Raw genomic sequence first — 18,251 nt, forward strand, 5'->3', positions numbered from 1 at the left:
ACGGCACGGGCCGTCCCGCCGCCCGATCAGCGGCGCGGCGGCCGGGCGCGGACCGGCCCCGGCGTCTCCCCCGCGAGCGTGATCCGGCGCAGCCGCCGGGGCGCGTCGCCGAAGTCCCGCACGACGCGGACCTGTGTGGCGCGGTTGTCGGCGAGCGCGACGTCGCCCGGCGCCCACCGCCACCGGACGGTGTTCTCCAGCCGGACGACCTGGTCCTGGAACAGCCGGATCAGCGCCTCGGAGTCGGCCTCCGCGCTGAGCCCGGCGATGGCGCGCGCGAACCCGCCGAGCAGCAGCGACCGCTCCCCCGTCGCGGGATGGACGCGCACGAGCGGGTGCTCGGCCTCGCGTCCGCCGCGCGCGTGCCGCGCCCACAGCCGGTCGGCGACGTCGCGCAGTTCGGCCGGGAGCGCGTCGTAGGCGGCGACGGTGTTGGCCCAGACGGTGTCGCCGCCGTGCGCGGGGACGTCCAGGGCGTGCAGCAGGACGGCCTTCGGCGGCCGGGACGCGTAGGACTCGACGGTGTGGAACGCGGTGCCGCCCGGCTCGGCGTCCGCGACGGTCTCCGGGGTGCCGAGCAGGGCGGCGAAGGCGGTGAGCCCGGCCTCGTCCAGGTCGTCCTGGCCGCGGAAGAACAGCACGCGGTGGCGCAGCAGCGCGTCGCGCAGGACGGCGACGGTCGCGCGGTCGGGCCCGCCGGCCAGGCGCAGCCGACAGACCTCGGCGCCGATCAGGCCGGCGACGGGCTTGATCCGCGGGGACCGCGTCCGGCGGACGGGGTCCAGCACCGGTGACGTCATGTGACGAACGTATGCAGCGCACGCGCGAAATGCAAACTATTCAAGTAGGAATTAGCGACTGGGTCAGGGCCGCGCGGCCGACGGCTCCACCGGATTGGGCACCGCTCCCCCGTAGCGCCGGTCGCGGGACGCGTAGATCTCGCACGCGTGCCACAGGTGGCGGCGGTCGAAGTCGGGCCAGAGCGTGTCGAGGAAGACCATCTCGGCGTAGGCGGACTCCCAGAGCAGGAAGTTGGAGATCCGCTGCTCGCCGGACGACCGGAGAAAGAGATCGACATCCGGAATGTCCGGCTCGTCCAGATAACGGGCGAAAACCTTCTCATTGAGGCGGTCCGGATTGAGCTTGCCGTCCCGGACGTCCCGCGCGATGGCCGCCGCCGCGTCCACGATCTCGGCCCGGCCGCCGTAGTTCACGCAGAACTGGAGCGTGAGGACGTCGTTGTCGCGCGTCATCTCCTCGGCGGACTCCAGCTCCTTGATCACGCTGCGCCAGAGCTTCGGCCGCCGTCCGGCCCAGCGCACCCGCACGCCGACCTCGTGGAGCTGGTCGCGGCGGCGGCGGATGACGTCCCGGTTGAAGCCCATGAGGAACTTCACCTCGTCCGGCGACCGCCGCCAGTTCTCGGTGGAGAACGCGAACGCCGACACGTACGGGACGCCCAGCTCGATCGCGCCCATGATCACGTCGAACAGGGCGTCCTCGCCGCGCCGGTGGCCCTCGGTGCGCGGCAGCCCCCGCTCCTTCGCCCAGCGGCCGTTGCCGTCCATGACGATGGCGACGTGGCGCGGCACCAGCTCGGCGGGGATCTTCGGCGGCTGGGCGCCGTCCGGATGCGGGTACGGCGGCGAAACGGCCCTTCTCACACAGGCTCCCGGTCGTTCGGATCGTCTTCGGTCGTCCCGCGTCCCGGCCGGGACGCGGCGGAGTCCTCGCGCTCCACGTGGCGCAGCGAGCGGATCCCGTGCTCCAGATGCCACTGAAGATAGGCGGCGACCAGACCGCTGCACTCGGCGCGGTGGCGCGGCTCGCTGCCGTCGGCGTACTCCCAGTCGCCGCGCAGCAGCGCCAGCATCAGCGCGAACGTCGGCGGCGCGGGCGTCGCCGCGCCCGGCTGGCGGCACCGCGCGCACACCGCGCCGCCCGCCGCGATGGCGAAGCCGCGCAGCCCGCCCCGGTCGCCGCAGCGGCAGCACTCGTCCAGCGCGGGCGCCCAGCCCGCCACCGACAGCGACCGCAGCAGGAACGCGTCCAGGACGAGCCGGGGGTCGTGCGCGCGCTCCACCAGCGTGCGCAGCCCGCCGACCAGCAGCAGGAACTGCCGCAGCGCGGGCTCGCCCTCCTCGCTGGTCAGCTTCTCGGCCGTCTCCAGCATCGCGGTGCCCGCCGTGTAGCGCGGGTAGTCGGTGACGAGGCCCTCACCGTACGGACGCAGCGTCTCGGCCTGCGTGATCAGGTCGAGGGACCGCCGCTCGTAGAGCTGGAGGTCGACGTGGGTGAACGGCTCCAGCCGGGCCCCGAACCGGGACTTGGTCTTGCGGACGCCCTTGGCCGCCGCGCGGATCCGTCCGCCGCGCCGCGTCAGCACCGTGACGATGCGGTCGGCCTCGCCCAGCTTCTGGGTGCGCAGGACGACGCCTTCGTCGCGGTACAGGGTCACGGCTTCATTCTTCCGCACCGATCCCGATGGATGATCCCGGGCACTCCCGGCGAAACACTCTGACGATCACGTTAGGTGACCGGTACAGGACGTGCGAGTGAGGGCGAGTCACTGGCCCGTGTCAGAAGAAAGTGTCAACGTGGAGCCATGAGATGCACCATCGTGCCGCCGCACATCCTGGACCGCGTCGCCTCCGCCGACGACCCCGAACTGCGCGACATCGCCCGTCGCACGCTCGTCCTCAGCTCGGGAGCGCGCACCGAACGGCGGATGTTCCCCGCCGAGGCCGCCGCCCCCAACGAGGACTTCGTCCCGAACCGGACGATCGCCGACGCCGGGCACCGCGAGGAGACGCCGGGCAAGACCGTCCGCACCGAGGGCGGTCCCGCGACCGGCGACAAGTCGGCCGACAACGCCTACGACTGGCTGGGCGTGACGTTCGACTTCTACGAGGCCGCCTACCGGCGCAACTCGATCGACGGCGCGGGGCTGAAGCTCCTGTCGACCGTCCACTACGGCAAGGACTACGACAACGCCTTCTGGGACGGCTCCCAGATGGTCTACGGGGACGGCGACGGCCGCCTGTTCAAGGACTTCACCGGCCCCCTCGACGTCAGCGCCCACGAGCTGACCCACGGCGTCACCCAGTACTCCGCCAACCTGGAGTACTACGGGCAGTCCGGCGCGCTGAACGAGTCGATGTCCGACGTGTTCGGGTCGCTGGTCAAGCAGTGGCACCTCAAGCAGACCGCCGACAAGGCCGACTGGCTCATCGGCGAGGGCCTGCTCGCCGACGGCGTCCACGGCACGGCGCTGCGGTCGATGAAGGCGCCCGGCACCGCCTACGACGACCCGAACCTCGGCAAGGACCCCCAGCCCGGCGACATGGCCCACTATGTCGAGACGTATCGGGACAACGGCGGCGTCCACATCAACTCCGGCATCCCGAACCACGCCTTCTACCTGGTCGCGACCGCCATCGGCGGCAACGCCTGGGAGAAGGCGGGGAAGATCTGGTATGAGACCCTGACGGGAGGGAAACTGACGAGCACGGCGGACTTCAAGGCGTTCGCCGGCGCGACCGCGGCCACGGCCGCCCGTCTCTACGGCGACACCGCCGCCGAGACCAAGGCCGTCAAGGAAGGCTGGTCGAAGGTCGGCGTGCGCATTTGACCCCGGGGGCGAGGAGGCGTCGTGAAGGTGCGGGTGGTGCGGAGCGGAGGCTTCGCGGGCATCGAACGGCACGGCGAATCCGACAGCGCCCGTGATCCGGTGCTGGCCGGGCTGGTGGACCGCGTCGACCTCGGCGCGCTGTCCCCGCCCGGCCGGATCCCGGACCAGTACCAGTACGACATCGACATCGACGGCACCAGCGCGACGGTCGGCGAGAGCCAGCTCAGCGGGCCGCTGCGCGAACTCGTCCACCACGTCCTGAACCGTCCGCGCTGACCGCTCAGGCGGCGAGGAAGCTCGCGAAGTCCCGGGGCGGACGGCCGGTCAGGTCGCGGACGGTGCCGGTCACCGTGTCCTGCGAACCCGCGGCGACCTCGGCGAACAGCGCGGCCACGTCGGCGGCGAACGCGGCGGGGAGCCCCTGGCGGGTGAGGGTCGCGGCGAACTCGTCCGGCGGCAGGTCGACGTAGCGGACCGTCCGGCCCTGCGCGCGGCTCAGCTCGGCCGCGATCTCGTCGTGCGTCAGGGCCTCGGGGCCGGTCAGGACGAACGTGCCGGTGCGGGACGGGTCGTGCAGCAGCGCCGCCGCGCAGTCGGCGATGTCCCGGCAGTCCACATAGGCCACGCGGCCGTCGCCGTACGCGCCGAGCAGGTCGCCGTCGGCGGTGAACGCGCCCGCGCCCGTCCGAAAGTTCTGCATGAACCCGCCCGGCCGCAGCACCGCCGCCGGGATCCCCGACGCCGCGAGATGCCGTTCGATCTCCCAGTGCGCGCCCTGCGCGAGCCGTCCGCCCTCCCGGGCGCCCAGCACCGACACCTTGACGATCCGGCGGACCCCGGCGCGGCGGGCCGCGTCGATCATCGCCTTCTGCTGCCGGACCATGGGCTGCTCGCCGTCGGCCGGGACGGCGCCGCCCGCGTTGAGGAACATCTGCTCGACGCCGTCCAGGGCGGGCGGCAGGGTCTCGGGGAGGTCGAAGTCGCCGGTCACGTGGGCGCAGCCGAGGTCGTCGCCCCGCGCGGGGTCGCGGACGAGCGCCCGGAAGGGCGTGCCGTCCGCTGTGAGCCGCCGGACGAGATGCCGTCCGATGGAGCCGGTCGCGCCGGTCACAAGGATCATGGGGGTACTCCGTCGCTAAACTGAGGGTGCCTCGGGAAAACATATCGAGGGACCCTCGACTTAACAAGGGACAAGCCATGCCCGCTCGCCGCGTCCGCGCCGACGCGCGCCGCAACGTCGAAAAGCTCCTGGACGCCGCCGACGCCGCCTTCCGCGAACTCGGCACCGGCGCTCCGCTGGAGCCCGTCGCCCGCCGCGCCGGCGTGGCGATCGGCACGCTCTACGGCCACTTCCCCAACCGCCGCGCCCTCGCCCGCGCGCTGCTGCGCGACCGGCACGACGCGCTCTTCGCGCGCGGCGACCGCCTCGCCGAGGAGCCGCCCGGCCCCGCGCTGGCGGCCTGGATCCGGGCGATGGCCGAGCACGCCGCGCTCTACGGCGGGCTCGCCGAGATGCTGGCGGCGGGCCTGGACAACGAGGCGTCGGAACTGCACGACGACTGCGCCCGCATGACCGCGCTGACCGAACGACTACTCGCCCACGCGCGTGCGGCACGGGCCGTCCGTCCCGACGTCACGCCCGCCGACGTGCTGGCCCTGACCACGGCCGCCGCCTGGACCCGCGCCCAGTCCGCCGAGCAGGCCGACCGCCTGCTGGACCACGCCCTGCGCGGAATGCTGACCCCCTGAAAACACGTCACGCCCGGCGAACCGGGCGTGACGTGCCGTTCGGGGTCAGGACTGGTCGGCGCGGGCCACGCGGTTGACGGCCGACAGGATCGCCTTCAGCGACGCGGTGACGATGTTGCCGTCGATGCCGACGCCCCACACCGACGTGCCGTCCACGTCGCACTCGACGTAGGCGGCGGCGCGGGCGTCGCCGCCGGCGCTCATCGCGTGCTCGGCGTAGTCCAGGACGTGGACGCGGACGCCGATGCCCGCCAGCGCGTCCTCGAAGGCCGACACCGGGCCGTTGCCCACGCCCTCGATCTCGCGGATCTCGCCGTCCAGGCGGACGTCGCAGTTCAGCGCGTCCTTCTCGTCCACGCGGGACGTCGTGCGGTGCGCCAGCAGGCCGATCCGGGGGCCGCCCGCCAGGAACTCGTCCTCGAAGATCTCCCACATGCGCTCGGGCGTGACCTCGCCGCCCTCGCCGTCGGTGTACTGCTGCACGACGCGGGAGAACTCGATCTGGAGGCGGCGCGGCAGCTCCAGCGCGTGCTCGGTCTTCATGATGTACGCGACGCCGCCCTTGCCGGACTGGCTGTTGACGCGGATGACCGCCTCATAGGTGCGGCCCACGTCGTGCGGGTCGATGGGCAGGTACGGGACCTCCCACGGGAACTCCTCCACCGGTACCCCGGCGGCGTCGGCGTCCCGGCGCAGGTGGTCGAAGCCCTTGTTGATCGCGTCCTGGTGGGAGCCGGAGAACGCGGTGTAGACGAGGTCGCCGCCGTAGGGGTGGCGTTCGTGGACGGGCAGCTGGTTGCAGTACTCAACCGTCCGGCGGATCTCGTCGATGTCGGCGAAGTCGATCTGCGGGTCCACGCCCTGCGTGAACAGGTTCAGCCCCAGCGTCACCAGGCAGACGTTGCCGGTGCGCTCGCCGTTGCCGAACAGGCAGCCCTCGATGCGGTCCGCGCCGGCCATGTAGCCCAGCTCGGCCGCCGCGACGGCGGTGCCCCGGTCGTTGTGCGGGTGCAGGGACAGGACGACCGAGTCCCGGTAGGCCAGGTTGCGGTGCATCCACTCGATCGAGTCGGCGTAGACGTTCGGCGTCGCCATCTCGACGGTCGCGGGCAGGTTGATGATCACCTTGCGGTCCGGCGTGGGCTTCCACACGTCGTTGACGGCGTCGCAGACCTCGACCGCGTACTCCAGCTCGGTGCCGGTGAACGACTCCGGCGAGTACTGGAAGTAGATCTCGGTGTCGCCCATGTCCTCGGCGAGCTTCTTGCACAGCTTGGCGCCCTCGACGGCGATGGCGGTGATGCCGTCGCGGTCCAGGCCGAACACCACGCGCCGCTGCAGCGTGCTGGTCGAGTTGTAGAGGTGGACGATCGCCTGCTTCGCGCCGCGCACCGCCTCGAACGTCCGCTCGATCAGCTCGGGGCGGGCCTGCGTCAGGACCTGGACGACCACGTCGTCCGGGATCCGGTCCTCCTCGATGATCTGCCGGACGAAGTCGAAGTCGGTCTGGCTGGCCGCCGGGAACCCGACCTCGATCTCCTTGTAGCCCATGCGGACCAGCAGCTCGAACATGCGCAGCTTGCGCTGGGGATCCATCGGGTCGATCAGGGCCTGGTTGCCGTCGCGCAGGTCCACGGCGCACCAGCGCGGGGCCTCGGTGATCACCTGGTCCGGCCAGGTGCGGTCCCGGAGGGCGACCGGCGTGAACGGGCGGTAGCGCTGGAACGGCATGCCGGACGGCTTCTGCTGCGGATACATGGGTGGATTCCCTCTGCTCGGATCCTGCGGCCGACGACCACGTCACGGCACGTTGCGGTCCCGCAGCGAGGGGGCCGGCCTGTTATGGACCCCCGCTGCGGCCACTAAGGAGGAGCAGCTCACGCAACACAACCGCAAAACTAACAGACGCGGACCGGCGCGCGGTAACGCCGTCCGGATCGTGAGACGCCGGAACCGCGGGCCGTCGCACAACAGAACGGCCGGGAGGGCATCGCCTCTTCCCGGCCGTTCGCACGTTGGTGGGTCCTGCCGCCCGTACCGGCGACGGACCCGAACGTGAGATTAGCCACTTTTCAGACGGCGAGCAAGCGCTTCACCTCGTCGTCGTGCAGATCCTCGGCGCCGCCCGCCCGCCGCACCACACCGCCCTCAATGATCACGAAGGCGTCGGCCAGGCGCAGCGCCAGCTCCAGGTACTGCTCCACCAGCAGCACCGCGAGGCCGTCCTCCCGGTGCAGCCGCTCGATCGCCGCCTCGATCTCGGCGACGATGGACGGCTGGATGCCCTCGGTCGGCTCGTCCAGGATCAGCAGCCGGGGCCGGGTCACCAGCGCCCGCGCGATCGCGAGCTGCTGCTGCTGGCCGCCGGACAGGAACCCGGCGCGGCGGCCGAGGAACTCCTTCAGCCGGGGGAAGACGTCCAGGGCCGCGTCGATGGCCGTCCGGTCGCGGTGCTTGGTCGCGTCCAGCGTGACCTGCAGGTTCTCGGCGACGGTGAGCTGCGGGAACGTCTCGTGGCCCTGCGGGACGTACCCCATGCCGCGCCGGACGCGCTCGTGGGTGGGCAGGCGGGTGACGTCCTCGCCGTCGAAGACGACCCGTCCGCCCGTCGGCGGCAGCACGCCCATGATCGCGTTGAGCAGCGTCGTCTTGCCGACGCCGTTGCGCCCCATGACGCACAGCAGGCTGCCCGCCTCGACCTCGGCGTCCACCCCGAACAGCACCCGCGCCCGCCCGTACGCCGCCTCCAGCCCACTGACCTCCAACAGCGCCGTCATGTTCTCCGCTCACCTTCGGCGCGCCCGATGCCGCGCGCTTCCCTCGTCGCGTGCTCGCTCGTTCCTCGCTGCGCGCGCTCCTCAGTCCAGCGCGCGGCGCGCGCCTCCGGCTCGCTCACGCGGCCTCCTTCTTCGTGCGGCCGAGGTAGACCTCCTGGACGCGCGGGTCGGCCTGGACGGTCGCGACGTCGCCCTCGACCAGCACCTTCCCCTCGTGCAGGACGGTCACCTGGGACGCGTAGCGGCGCAGGAACTCCATGTCGTGCTCGACCACCACGACGGTGTGGTCGCGGGCGATCTCGGTGAGCAGTTCGCCGGTGCGGTCGCGCTCGTCGCGGCTCATGCCCGCGACGGGCTCGTCCAGCAGCAGCAGGCGCGGCTTCTGCGCGATGAGCATCCCGATCTCCAGCCACTGCCGCTGCCCGTGGGACAGGACTCCCGCCGGACGGTCCGCGAGGTCGCCGAGCCCGATCGTGTCGAGCGCCGCCGCGACCGTGTCGGACACGCCGCGCCGCTGCCGCAGCAGGGTCGGCAGCGGCCGGCGGAACCCGGCGGCGAGGTCGAGGTTCTCCACGACGGTCAGCTCCTCGAACACCACCGAGGTCTGGAACGTCCGCCCGATCCCCAGCCGGACGATCTTGTGCTCGCGGAGCCCGCCGAGTTCCGTCCCGGCGAACCGGACCGTCCCGGCGGCGGGCTTCGTCAGCCCGGTGACCACGTCGATGAGCGTCGTCTTTCCCGCGCCGTTCGGCCCGATGAGGAACCGCAGCTCCCCCTGCTCGACGGTCAGGTCGACCCCGCCGAGCGCCCGGAACCCGTCGAAGACGACTTCGAGACCGCGAATCTCCAGCAACGCCGTCATGCGGGCACCTCCGAGGCGGTCGACGGGGCGGGGACGGGCTTGCGGCGGCGCGCGATCGCGTCCCTGACCTGCTCGTACACCCCGACCGCGCCGCGCGGCGCCAGGGTCATGACGCCGATGAACAACGCGCCCTCCAGGTAGAGCCAGCCGTCCGCCCACTGCTCGCTGAACGACGTCTTGGCGTAGTTCATGGCCACCGCGCCGAGCACCGCGCCCGCCAGCGTGTACCGGCCGCCGATCGCGACGGCGACGACCAGTTCCAGCGACGGCACGACGTCCAGCAGCGACGGCGAGATGATCCCGACCACCGGGACGAACAGCGCGCCCGCGATGCCCGCCATGCCCGCCGAGATCGCGAACGTGATCGTCTTGACCGTGGCGGGGTTGTAGCCGAGGAACCGCACGCGGTCCTCGCCGTCGCGGACGGCGACGAGCAGCCGCCCGAACCGGCTTTTCACGAGCTGCCGCGCCAGCAGGTACAGGACGCCGAGGACGATCGCCGCGACGAAGTACATCCGCCGCTGGGTCGCGTCGGCCTCCGGGTCCTGGCCGAAGAAGTCGTAGAAGTTGGTCAGCCCGTTCGTCCCGCCGGTGAGGCCCTGCTGCCCGACCAGCAGGATCACGAACGCGGCGGCGAGCGCCTGCGTGAGGATCGCGAAGTACGCGCCGCGCACCCGCTGCCGGAACACGAGCACGCCGAGGAGCGTCGCGATGACGACCGGCACGAGCACGACGGCCGCGACGGCGAACACCGGGCTCTCGAACGGCTTCCACAGCGCCGGAAGCTTCTCGACGCCGCTCCACACCATGAAGTCGGGCAGGTCGCCGTCCGCGTCGTGGAGCTTGAGGTACATGCCCATCGCGTAGCCGCCGAGCCCGAAGAACACGCCCTGCCCGAGCGTGAGCATCCCGCCCTGGCCCCAAGCGAGGCCGATGCCGAGCGCGGCGATGGCGAAGCACAGGTACTTGGCCAACTCGTCCAGCCGGAAGGCGGGCAGCGCGAGCGGCGCGACGACCAGGAACAGCGCCGCGACGCCGGCGAAGAGCGCGTAGCCGCGCAGCCGCGCGCTCATGTCAGCGCCCGCGAGCGGAGGACGAACAGCCCCTGCGGACGAACTTGCAGGAACCCGACGATGACCACGAAGACGATGACCTTCGCGAGGCTCGCGTCCGTCCAGAACTCGCCGTAGGAGTTCAGCATGCCGAGCGCGAGCGCGGCGATCACCGCGCCGCGGAGCTGGCCGAGGCCGCCCGCGACGACGACGAGGAACGCGTCCACGATGTAGTACGTGCCGAGCGACGGCCCCACCGGGCCGATGAGCGTCAGCGCCACCCCGGCGACGCCTGCGAGGCCCGAGCCGATGAAGAACGTGAGCTGGTCCACGCGGCCGGTCGCGACGCCGCTGACGGCGGCCAGTTCCCGGTTCTGCATGACGGCCCGCATCCGGCGGCCCTGCCGGGACCGGTTCATGTAGGCCCAGATCCCGACGACGCACGCCGCCGCGAGCCCCATGATGAACAGCCGCGCGTAGGGCAGGTTGCCGCCGAGCAGCTCGACCCGTCCCGACAGCCAGGATGGCGCGGTGACCTGCACGTTCGGGGCGCCGAACAGGTCGCGCGCGGCCTGCTGCAGGACGAGGCTGACGCCCCAGGTGAGCAGCAGCGTGTCGAGCGGACGACCGTAGAAGTGCCGGATCGCCGCGCGCTCCAGGATCCAGCCGAGCGTCCCGGCGACCACGAAGGCCACCGGCAGCGCGACGATCACGGCCTGGCCGTGGAACCAGTCCTGGAGCATGTAGGCCGTGTACGCGCCGGCCATGATGAACTCGCCGTGCGCCATGTTGATGACGCCCATCTGGCCGAACGTGAACGTCAGGCCGAGCGCGATCAGCAGCAGCACCGCACCGATGCTGAGGCCGACCGGCAGTTGGTTGAGCAGTGATTCCATGCCGCCTCCTCGAACGCGCCGCAGGTCCGTGCCGCGGGCCCCCGGCGGGGTGCCGGGGGCCCGCGCCGGTCAGGACAGCCCGGTCGCCCAGGGGTAGGTCTTGAGGTAGGGGTCGGGCTTGATCGGCTTGCCGGACGACCAGACCTCCTTGATGAGGCCGTCGGGCTGGATCACGCCGATCCGCGCGGTCTTGTAGACGTGCTGGTTCTCGCCGTCGATCGTGACCTTGCCCTCGGGGGTGTCCAGCGAGATGCCGGCGGCGGCCTTCTTCACGGCGGCGACGTCGGTCGTCCCGGCCTTCTGGACGGCGGCGGCCCACAGGTGGACGGCGTTGTACCCGGCCTCCATCGGGTCGGAGGTGACGGCGCCCTTGTACTTGGCCTGGAACGCCTTCACGAACGCGTCGTTCACCGCGCCCGGGGTCGTCTCGTAGTAGTTCCAGGCGACGAGCTGCCCCGAGATGTTGGCGACGCCGATGCCCTTGACCTCCTCCTCGGCGATGCTCACCGACATCACCGGGAGTTTGGCCGCGTCGAATCCGGCGCTCTTGAACTGCTTGAAGAACGCGACGTTGCTGTCGCCGTTCAGCGTGTTGAAGACCGCGTCCGGCTTCGCCGTGCCGATCTTGTTGACGAGCGTGCTGTATTCGGTGTGGCCGAGCGGGGTGTACTCCTCACCGACGATCGTCATTCCGTTGGCCTTGGCGTACGCCTTGATGATTTTGTTCGCGGTGCGCGGGAAGACATAGTCGCTGCCGACCAGGTAGATCCGCTTCTTGCCCTTTTCCTTGAGGTAGTCCAGGGCCGGGACGATCTGCTGGTTGGTCGTCGCGCCGGTGTAGAAGATGTACGGGCTGCTCTCCAGTCCCTCGTACTGGACGGGGTACCACAGCAGCGCCTTGTTCCGCTCGAAGACCGGGAGCATCGCCTTGCGGCTGGCGGACGTCCAGCCGCCGAACACCGTGGCGACCTTGTCCTTCTTGATGAGCTTCTGCGCCTTCTGCGCGAAGGTCGGCCAGTCGGACGCGCCGTCCTCGACCACCGGCTGGATCTTCTTGCCGAGCACCCCGCCCTTGGCGTTGATCTCGTCGATGGCCATGAGTTCGGAGTTCTTGACCGTGACCTCGCTGATCGACATGGTGCCGCTCAGCGAATGCAGGATCCCCACCTTGACGGTGTTGCCGCCGGCGCCGCCGCCCGACGATCCGTCCTTGGAATCCCCGCCGCATCCCGTGAGCATTGCCACGGGCAGCAGGAGCACTGCGGCCAACGGGCGCAGAAATGGCTTGCGCAACTATCGACTCCTCACAGAACAGTCCCGGTCGGATTGTTTCCTGTGCCAAGTCTCCGGAAAAACATTTCCGGGTCGCGACCGCGTTGTTACGAACGAATGACGAAGAACTCACCGCGACTGCGGGTCAGGGCACGAGCACCGAAAGGCAGGTGACGCAGCCGTCGAGGGCTTCGAATTCGCTGATGTCGACCGCGGTGACGCGCAATCCGTCGGCGGCGAGCCGGGCGGCGGTGCGCGGCGCCGAGGCGGCCAGCAGGACGTGGCCCGGGCCGAGGACGACCAGGTGCGCGCCGGCCGGGTCGGGCGCCACCCGCAGGCAGGGCAGCGCGGTGGCGTCGACCGCGTCGGGCAGGCCGATGAGCGACCCGTCCGGCAGCGCGGTCACCGCCGACTTCAGGTGCAGCGCCCCGGTCACCCGGACGGGCACGACGGGACGGCCGCCGAGCAGCCGCGCGAGCTGGCAGATGCCGTCCTCGTTGGTGCGAGTGCTCAGTCCGACGTAGACGGCCCGATCGGTCTGCAGGACGTCCCCGCCGTCGAGCGTGCCGGGCGGCTCGATCCGCTCGACGCGCAGGCCGAGGTCGCGCGCGGCCCGCTCGGCGCCCGCGGCCTCCCCGGCGCGCGACGGCGCGGCGGCGCGGCCGAGGACGGCGACGTCCCCGCTCACGACCAGCGCGTCCTCGACGAACACCGCGTCCGGGCAGGCGTCGGCGGACGCGACGGCCCGGACCTTCCAGCCCGCGGCGCGCAGCGCGTCGGTGTAGGCGTCGTGCTGACGACGGGCGAGGTCGACGTCCACCGTCCGCCGCTCCGCGAAGGACACGAGCCCGTCGGCCAGGCGCGGGCCGGGCGCGCGGACCAGCGCCGTCCGGCGCGGCGCGCTCACCGGCCGCCCGCGCGGGTGCGAACGGCGCCGGGGCGGGGAAACGTGAGGGAGTGAGCGAGTGTCATCGGCTGTTCCCTCCTGCCGGATCCGCGCCGGGCGGGAGCCCGGACCACCGAAGCGTAGACCCGGCCGGAGGGACGGCGCGGGTCGCGTGCTCACCGTACGTGCCGCATCGGGCACAATACGTCAGAGCCGGGCCGCGCGCCGTCCCGCCGTCTCCTCTCGTCCGCGCGGGCGCCCGGCCCGCCCGTCCCGGCAAGGAGTGCCATGACCGGTGATCTCGCGCCCCCGGAGCGGCCCGAGTTCCTGCCCCCCGAGGAGCCGCACGGACCGTGGCCGGCGCCCGCGGGCGTCCAGCGGGCCCGGCCGGAACCGGTCCGGCGCGGGACGGCCGTGTGGTCGGTGCTCGCGCTGGTCGCGGCGGCGGTGATGCTCGTCGCGGCGTTCCTGCCGTGGGTGACCGCGACCTACAGCGTCGACTTCTTCGGCCGCGAGATCCGCCGCGACGCGGGCACGGCGGCGGGCATCGACGCCGACGGCACCGTCCTCGTCGTCCCCGTGCTGGCGCTCGCCGCCGTCCTCATGATCGCGTGGGGGCTGGCGGGCCGGGACGCGCGGATCGGCGCCCTCGCGACCGTGCCCGGCGCCCTGTCGGCGCTCGGCTGCCTGCTGTTCGTCCTGCGGCTGGACCGCGCCCGCCGCGACCTGCTCCGCCGCGACTCGCCGTTCGGCTCCTACACCGTCGAACTCGGCTACGGCTGGTACGTGGCGCTCGGCGCGGCGGTGCTGCTGGTGCTGTTCGCGGCCGTCCGTCCGCTCGGCGACCGGCTCAGTCGTCGAACCCGAGACGGCGCAGATGCTTCGGATCGCGCTGCCAGTCCTTGAGGACCTTGATGCGCAGGTCCAGGTAGACGCGGGTGCCGAGCAGCGCCTCGATCTGCCGCCGCGCCGCCGCGCCGACCTCCTTCAGCCGCGCGCCCTGGTGCCCGATGACGATGCCCTTCTGGCTGGACCGCTCGACGTACAGGTGCGCGTAGATGTCGGTGAGGTCGTCGCGGCCCGCGCGCGGCTCCATCTCGTCCACCAGGACGGCGATGGAGTGCGGCAGCTCGTCGCGGACGCCCTCCAGCGCGGCCTCGCGGATCAGCTCGGCGATGAGGACCTGCTCGGGCTCGTCGGTCAGGTCGCCCTCGGGGTACAGCGGCAGGCCCTCGGGCAGGTGGCCGATGAGCAGGTCCGCGACCAGGCCGACCTGGAAGCCGTCGCGGGCCGAGCACGGGACGATGTCGGCGAACGTCCCGAGCCCGCCGACGGCGACGAGCTGCTCGGCGACCCGCTCCCGGGGCACGAGGTCGGTCTTGGTGACGATCGCGACGACCGGCGTCCTGCCGACGTTCGCCAGCTCCCGCGCGATGAACGTGTCGCCGGGCCCGACGGGCTGGTCGGCGGGGACGCAGAAGCCGATGACGTCCACCTCGGTGAGCGTGGAGCGCACCAGGCTGTCCAGCCGCTCGCCGAGCAGCGTCCGGGGCTTGTGCAGGCCCGGGGTGTCGACGACGATGAGCTGCGCGTCCGGACGGTGGACGATGCCCCGGATCGCGCGGCGGGTCGTCTGCGGGCGGCTGCTCGTGATCGCGACCTTCGTGCCGACGAGGGCGTTCATCAACGTCGACTTGCCCACGTTGGGCCGTCCCACGAAGCAGGCGAACCCGGAGCGGAAGCCGGCGGGCGTCTCGGTGATGTCTCCCAGCGCTGTCACCTGTCAATTGTCGCCCACGCCGGTGGACGCATCGTCCATCAGGCCGCCGGGACGCCCAGCGCGCGGAGCGCCTCGGCCGCCTGGCGCTCCCAGTGCGCCGATCCGACGGTCGCGGCGACGCGCGCGGCGGCGCGGTAGTGCGCGGCCGCTTCGTCCGGGCGGTCCAGGAACACCGCGAGGTCGCCGAGGATCTGCGCGGCCGGCCCGACCGCGACGACCGCGCACGCGCCGCCCGCGAGCTGGTCCCGGTAGGGCAGCAGGTCGGCGTGGACGGCGGCGGCCGTCGCGCGGTCGCCGAGCGCGAGCGCCCGCAGGCCCCGCAGGGCGAGCGACAGGTCCCGGAGGTAGTCGTGGCGGATGCGGCCCGCCCGCGCGGCGACGCGGCGCGCGTCGGCGGTCCGGCCGCGCGCGTGCAGGGCGAGCGCCTGGATGTCGGCGACTGCGCCGACGTGCGGCCACTCGGCGGCGAGCCAGCCCGCCGCGTCGGCGGTCTCGGCGACGCGGCCCTGGACGAGCCGGATGCCGAACAGCGCGGCCATCTGCATGCCTCGCGCGCTGTTCCACACCGTGCTGCGGGCGGTGTGCTCGCCGGTGCGGACGTACTCGCGCTCGGCGTCGTCCAGGCGTCCGGCGACGACGTGGGCGAGGCCCCGGTGCCAGCCGCCGAGCGCCTCCAGCAGCGGCAGCCCGTACTCGCGCGACAGGCGGCGGCCAGCGGCGGCGTGCTCGGCGGCGGCGGCGAGGTCCAGCCGGGCGACGGCGGTCTGGTGCAGCAGCAGGTGCGCGAGGCATTCGTAGGCGGGCAGCCCGTGCCCGGCGGCGAGCGCGCGAAGCTCGGTGGCGATCTCCCAGCGGTCCTCGCGCTGCGCGGCGTCCTGGTAGCTGTTGAGGTACCGCCCGTTCAGCGCGACGGCGAGCAGTTCGGGGTCGCCGAGGTCGCGGGCGAGCGCGACGGCCTCACCGGCGGCGCGCGGGCCGGTGTCGCCGGGCTCGCCCTCGGTCTCCATCGCCAGCACCGTGAGCAGCCGGACGCGCAGGGCTCCGGCGGCGGCGGGCAGCGCGTCCAGGGCCCGGCCGACGGCCGCGACGATCTCGGCGTCGACCGTCCCGTAGACGTGGGTCGTCCACAGGGTCGGGGTGACGAACGCGACGAGGACGCGGGCGAGGACGACCGGGTCGCCGAGCGCGAGGGCGGCGGGCAGCGCGGCCTGCCGCCGGGCGCGGGCGTCCTCGACCTTGCCGGCCAGCGCGGACGCGCGGATCGCGGCGGCCTCCAGGTCGAGCCGGTCGCGGACGTCGCCGGGCAGGTCGGCCGCGCGGCACCACAGCTCGGCGGCGGCGGCGTGCGCGAACCGCGCCTCGGCCGCCTCGGCGGCCAGCCGCGCGTAGCGGACGGCCTTGCCCGGATCGCCGCCCCAGGCCAGATGGTGGTGGGCGAGCGCGGCGGAGTCGCCGGGACGGCGGCGTTCCAGCGCTGCGGCGAGCACGCCGTGCAGCCGGGTCCTGCGGGCCTGCGACAGGCCGGTGAGCAGCGTGTCCCGGACGAGCGCGTGCGCGAACCGGACGCGCCCCGGCCCCGGTTCGGTGACGAGCCCGGCGGCCAGCCCCGCCTCGACCGTGTCGATCAGCGCGTCCTCGTCGGCGCCGCACGCGTCGGCGAGGACGTCCAGGTCGGCGTCCCGGCCCGCGACGGCCGCGACGCGCAGGACGTGCTGGGCCGCGCCGGGCAGCCGGGCGACGCGGCGGCGCAGCACGTCGCCGACCCCGGCGGGGACCTCGCGGGCGGCGGCGTCCGGGCCCTCGGCGTCCAGCAGCCGGGCGGTCTCGCGGGCGAAGAACGGGTTGCCGCCGGTCCGCTCGGCGATGACGGTCACCGCGTCGGCGTCCAGCCGGGTCGCGCACGCGGCGCGCAGCAGTTCGGCGGTCTCGCCCGCCGACAGGCCCGCGAGGTCCAGCCGGTGCGGCTCGTGCCGGGCGAGGGCGGCGAGCGCGGTCGCCAGCCGGGCGGGGATCTCGGTGCCGCGATACGCGCCGACCAGCAGGACGGGACGGTCCCGCAGCCGTCCGGGCAGTTCGGTGAGCAGCGTCAGCGTCTCGTCGTCGGCCCAGTGCAGGTCGTCCAGGACGAGCAGCAGCGGCGTCCGCGCGGCGAGCCCGTCGAGGTAGGCGGCGACGGCGAGGTTGAGCCGGAACCGGCCGGTCTGGGCGTCGCCGCCGGACGGGACGTCGTCCAGCAGCGGCGCGAGCCGGGCCGCGAGGTCGGCGCCGGGCGGCGCGTCGGCGGCCAGCGACCGCAGCAGCTCCGCCCACGGCCACGCGGCGGGCGCCCCGCCGGTCTCGGGCGCGCGGCCGAACGCCCGCGTCCAGCCGGTCAGCGTCCCGGCGAACCGCTCGGTGAGGGCGGTCTTGCCCATGCCCGCGTCCCCGGCGACGAGCACCAGCGTGCAGCGGCCCGCGCGGGCGCGCTCGGCCGCGCCGGCGAGCCGGTCGAGTTCGGCGGCGCGGCCGACGAACGTCCCGTCCCGGCGGACGGTCCCGGTGACGACGGTCAGCGCGGGCCGCGCGGGCGCCAGCTCCGGGGACTGCGCGAGGATGTCGCGCTCCAGCTCGCGCAGCGCGGGCCCGGGGTCCACGCCCAGTTCCTCGGTGAGGACGGCGCGGGCGCGGCGCAGCGCGGCGAGCGCGTCGCCCTGCCGTCCGGCGCGGTAGAGGGCGAGGCCGAGCAGGCGCCACGCGTCCTCGCGCAGCGGGTGCGCGGCGGTGTGGGCCTCCAGGTCCGGGACGGCCTCGGCCGCCGACCCGACGGCCAGCAGCGCCCCCGCCCGGCGCTCCACGGCCAGCAGCCGCAGCTCCGCCAGCCTTGCCGCCTCGGCGGCGGCCCACGGCAGGTCGGCGAACTCGGCGTAGGCGGGGCCGCGCCACTCGGCGAGCGCGGCGCGGGCGGCGTGCAGGGCAGCCTCGCCCTCCCCCGCCGCGAGGTGCGTCCCGGCGCGGTCGGTCAGCGCCGCGAAGCGCCACGCGTCCACCTGGTCGCCGGGGAGCCGCAGCGCGTAGCCGGGCGGCGCGGTGACGAGGACGCGGGCGGGCGTGCGCGGCGGACGGTCCGGCTCCAGCGCCCGCCGCAGGTGCGACACGAACGACTGGAGGCCGGCGGCGGCGCGCGGCGGCGCCTCCCCCGGCCACAGATCGGCGATCAGCCGGTCGGCGGTGACCAGTTCTCCGCCCGCCGCGACGAGCCGGGCCAGCACCGACCGCTGCCGGGGGCCGCCGAGATCGGCCCGCGTCTCCCCGATCGTCGCCCCGAAGGGCCCGAGCACGCGCACGTTCGCCATGACGCGGCCAGCCT

Annotated in this window: 18 protein-coding genes; 4 read left to right on the forward strand and 14 right to left on the reverse strand. The window is 73.3% G+C overall.

Features of this window, described 5'->3' with window-relative positions:
* Positions 1-26: 26 nt before the first annotated feature.
* From BTM25_RS14600 to recO, 3 genes are all read right to left on the reverse strand, one after another.
* Positions 27-800 (reverse strand): TauD/TfdA dioxygenase family protein, encoded by a 774-nt coding sequence (locus tag BTM25_RS14600; protein WP_103563451.1) that lies wholly within the window; start codon positions 798-800, stop codon positions 27-29.
* Between the two features lie 63 nt (positions 801-863).
* Entirely contained in the window at positions 864-1,664 is an 801-nt protein-coding gene (locus tag BTM25_RS14605; protein ID WP_103563452.1) for an isoprenyl transferase, read from the reverse strand.
* A complete protein-coding gene (gene recO, locus BTM25_RS14610; protein ID WP_103563453.1) occupies positions 1,661-2,458 on the reverse strand; it encodes a DNA repair protein RecO in 798 nt (265 codons plus the stop codon). Before recO ends, BTM25_RS14605 begins: the two co-directional genes overlap by 4 nt.
* A gap of 147 nt (positions 2,459-2,605) precedes the next feature.
* Here recO and BTM25_RS14615 point away from each other — a divergent pair, with 147 nt between their 5' ends.
* The gene (locus BTM25_RS14615) at positions 2,606-3,631 is read left to right on the forward strand and encodes a M4 family metallopeptidase (RefSeq protein ID WP_103563454.1); all 1,026 of its coding nucleotides are present in this window, start codon (positions 2,606-2,608) and stop codon (positions 3,629-3,631) included.
* Positions 3,632-3,652: 21 nt separating this feature from the next.
* Positions 3,653-3,907 (forward strand): protealysin inhibitor emfourin, encoded by a 255-nt coding sequence (locus tag BTM25_RS14620; protein WP_235828414.1) that lies wholly within the window; start codon positions 3,653-3,655, stop codon positions 3,905-3,907.
* Between the two features lie 4 nt (positions 3,908-3,911).
* On the opposite strand, the gene BTM25_RS14625 is transcribed toward BTM25_RS14620, so the two are convergent.
* On the reverse strand, positions 3,912-4,751 hold the full coding sequence (locus tag BTM25_RS14625; protein ID WP_103563455.1) for an SDR family oxidoreductase: 840 nt from the start codon (positions 4,749-4,751) through the stop codon (positions 3,912-3,914).
* Between the two features lie 77 nt (positions 4,752-4,828).
* Between BTM25_RS14625 and BTM25_RS14630 the strand changes: the two genes are divergently transcribed.
* Positions 4,829-5,380 carry a TetR/AcrR family transcriptional regulator gene (locus BTM25_RS14630; protein WP_103563456.1) on the forward strand — a complete coding sequence of 184 codons (552 nt, stop codon included), beginning with the start codon at positions 4,829-4,831 and terminating at the stop codon, positions 5,378-5,380.
* A 45-nt stretch (positions 5,381-5,425) separates the two neighbouring features.
* Here the strand turns inward: BTM25_RS14630 and leuA are convergent, their stop codons facing one another.
* The 8 genes from leuA to ddaH form a co-directional block, all read right to left on the reverse strand.
* A complete protein-coding gene (gene leuA / locus BTM25_RS14635) occupies positions 5,426-7,138 on the reverse strand; it encodes a 2-isopropylmalate synthase (RefSeq protein WP_103563457.1) in 1,713 nt (570 codons plus the stop codon).
* A gap of 314 nt (positions 7,139-7,452) precedes the next feature.
* Positions 7,453-8,157 (reverse strand): urea ABC transporter ATP-binding subunit UrtE, encoded by a 705-nt coding sequence (gene urtE / locus BTM25_RS14640; protein WP_103563458.1) that lies wholly within the window; start codon positions 8,155-8,157, stop codon positions 7,453-7,455.
* Complete coding sequence (locus BTM25_RS30705) at positions 8,154-8,276, reverse strand: hypothetical protein (protein WP_268877662.1); 123 nt, start codon at positions 8,274-8,276, stop codon at positions 8,154-8,156. Before BTM25_RS30705 ends, urtE begins: the two co-directional genes overlap by 4 nt.
* Positions 8,273-9,019, reverse strand: coding sequence for an urea ABC transporter ATP-binding protein UrtD (gene urtD, locus BTM25_RS14645; RefSeq protein ID WP_103563459.1), 747 nt, complete (start codon positions 9,017-9,019; stop codon positions 8,273-8,275). The genes BTM25_RS30705 and urtD overlap by 4 nt, the downstream gene beginning before the upstream one ends.
* Positions 9,016-10,092 carry an urea ABC transporter permease subunit UrtC gene (gene urtC, locus BTM25_RS14650; protein ID WP_103563460.1) on the reverse strand — a complete coding sequence of 359 codons (1,077 nt, stop codon included), beginning with the start codon at positions 10,090-10,092 and terminating at the stop codon, positions 9,016-9,018. The genes urtD and urtC overlap by 4 nt, the downstream gene beginning before the upstream one ends.
* Positions 10,089-10,967 (reverse strand): urea ABC transporter permease subunit UrtB, encoded by an 879-nt coding sequence (gene urtB, locus BTM25_RS14655; protein WP_103563461.1) that lies wholly within the window; start codon positions 10,965-10,967, stop codon positions 10,089-10,091. Before urtB ends, urtC begins: the two co-directional genes overlap by 4 nt.
* A gap of 69 nt (positions 10,968-11,036) precedes the next feature.
* The gene (urtA, locus tag BTM25_RS14660; RefSeq protein WP_103564640.1) at positions 11,037-12,206 is read right to left on the reverse strand and encodes an urea ABC transporter substrate-binding protein; all 1,170 of its coding nucleotides are present in this window, start codon (positions 12,204-12,206) and stop codon (positions 11,037-11,039) included.
* A gap of 178 nt (positions 12,207-12,384) precedes the next feature.
* On the reverse strand, positions 12,385-13,146 hold the full coding sequence (ddaH, locus tag BTM25_RS14665) for a dimethylargininase (protein ID WP_103563462.1): 762 nt from the start codon (positions 13,144-13,146) through the stop codon (positions 12,385-12,387).
* 267 nt (positions 13,147-13,413) lie between these two features.
* Here ddaH and BTM25_RS14670 point away from each other — a divergent pair, with 267 nt between their 5' ends.
* Positions 13,414-14,031, forward strand: coding sequence for a hypothetical protein (locus BTM25_RS14670; protein ID WP_103563463.1), 618 nt, complete (start codon positions 13,414-13,416; stop codon positions 14,029-14,031).
* Here BTM25_RS14670 and era read toward each other — a convergent pair.
* Both era and BTM25_RS14680 read right to left on the reverse strand, forming a co-directional pair.
* A complete protein-coding gene (gene era / locus BTM25_RS14675) occupies positions 13,976-14,905 on the reverse strand; it encodes a GTPase Era (protein WP_103563464.1) in 930 nt (309 codons plus the stop codon). The genes BTM25_RS14670 and era overlap by 56 nt on opposite strands.
* Positions 14,906-14,943: 38 nt before the next feature.
* Positions 14,944-18,237 (reverse strand): BTAD domain-containing putative transcriptional regulator, encoded by a 3,294-nt coding sequence (locus BTM25_RS14680; RefSeq protein ID WP_103563465.1) that lies wholly within the window; start codon positions 18,235-18,237, stop codon positions 14,944-14,946.
* Positions 18,238-18,251: the final 14 nt, after the last annotated feature.

It is taken from the genome of Actinomadura rubteroloni, from assembly GCF_002911665.1.
Classification (GTDB): domain Bacteria; phylum Actinomycetota; class Actinomycetes; order Streptosporangiales; family Streptosporangiaceae; genus Spirillospora; species Spirillospora rubteroloni.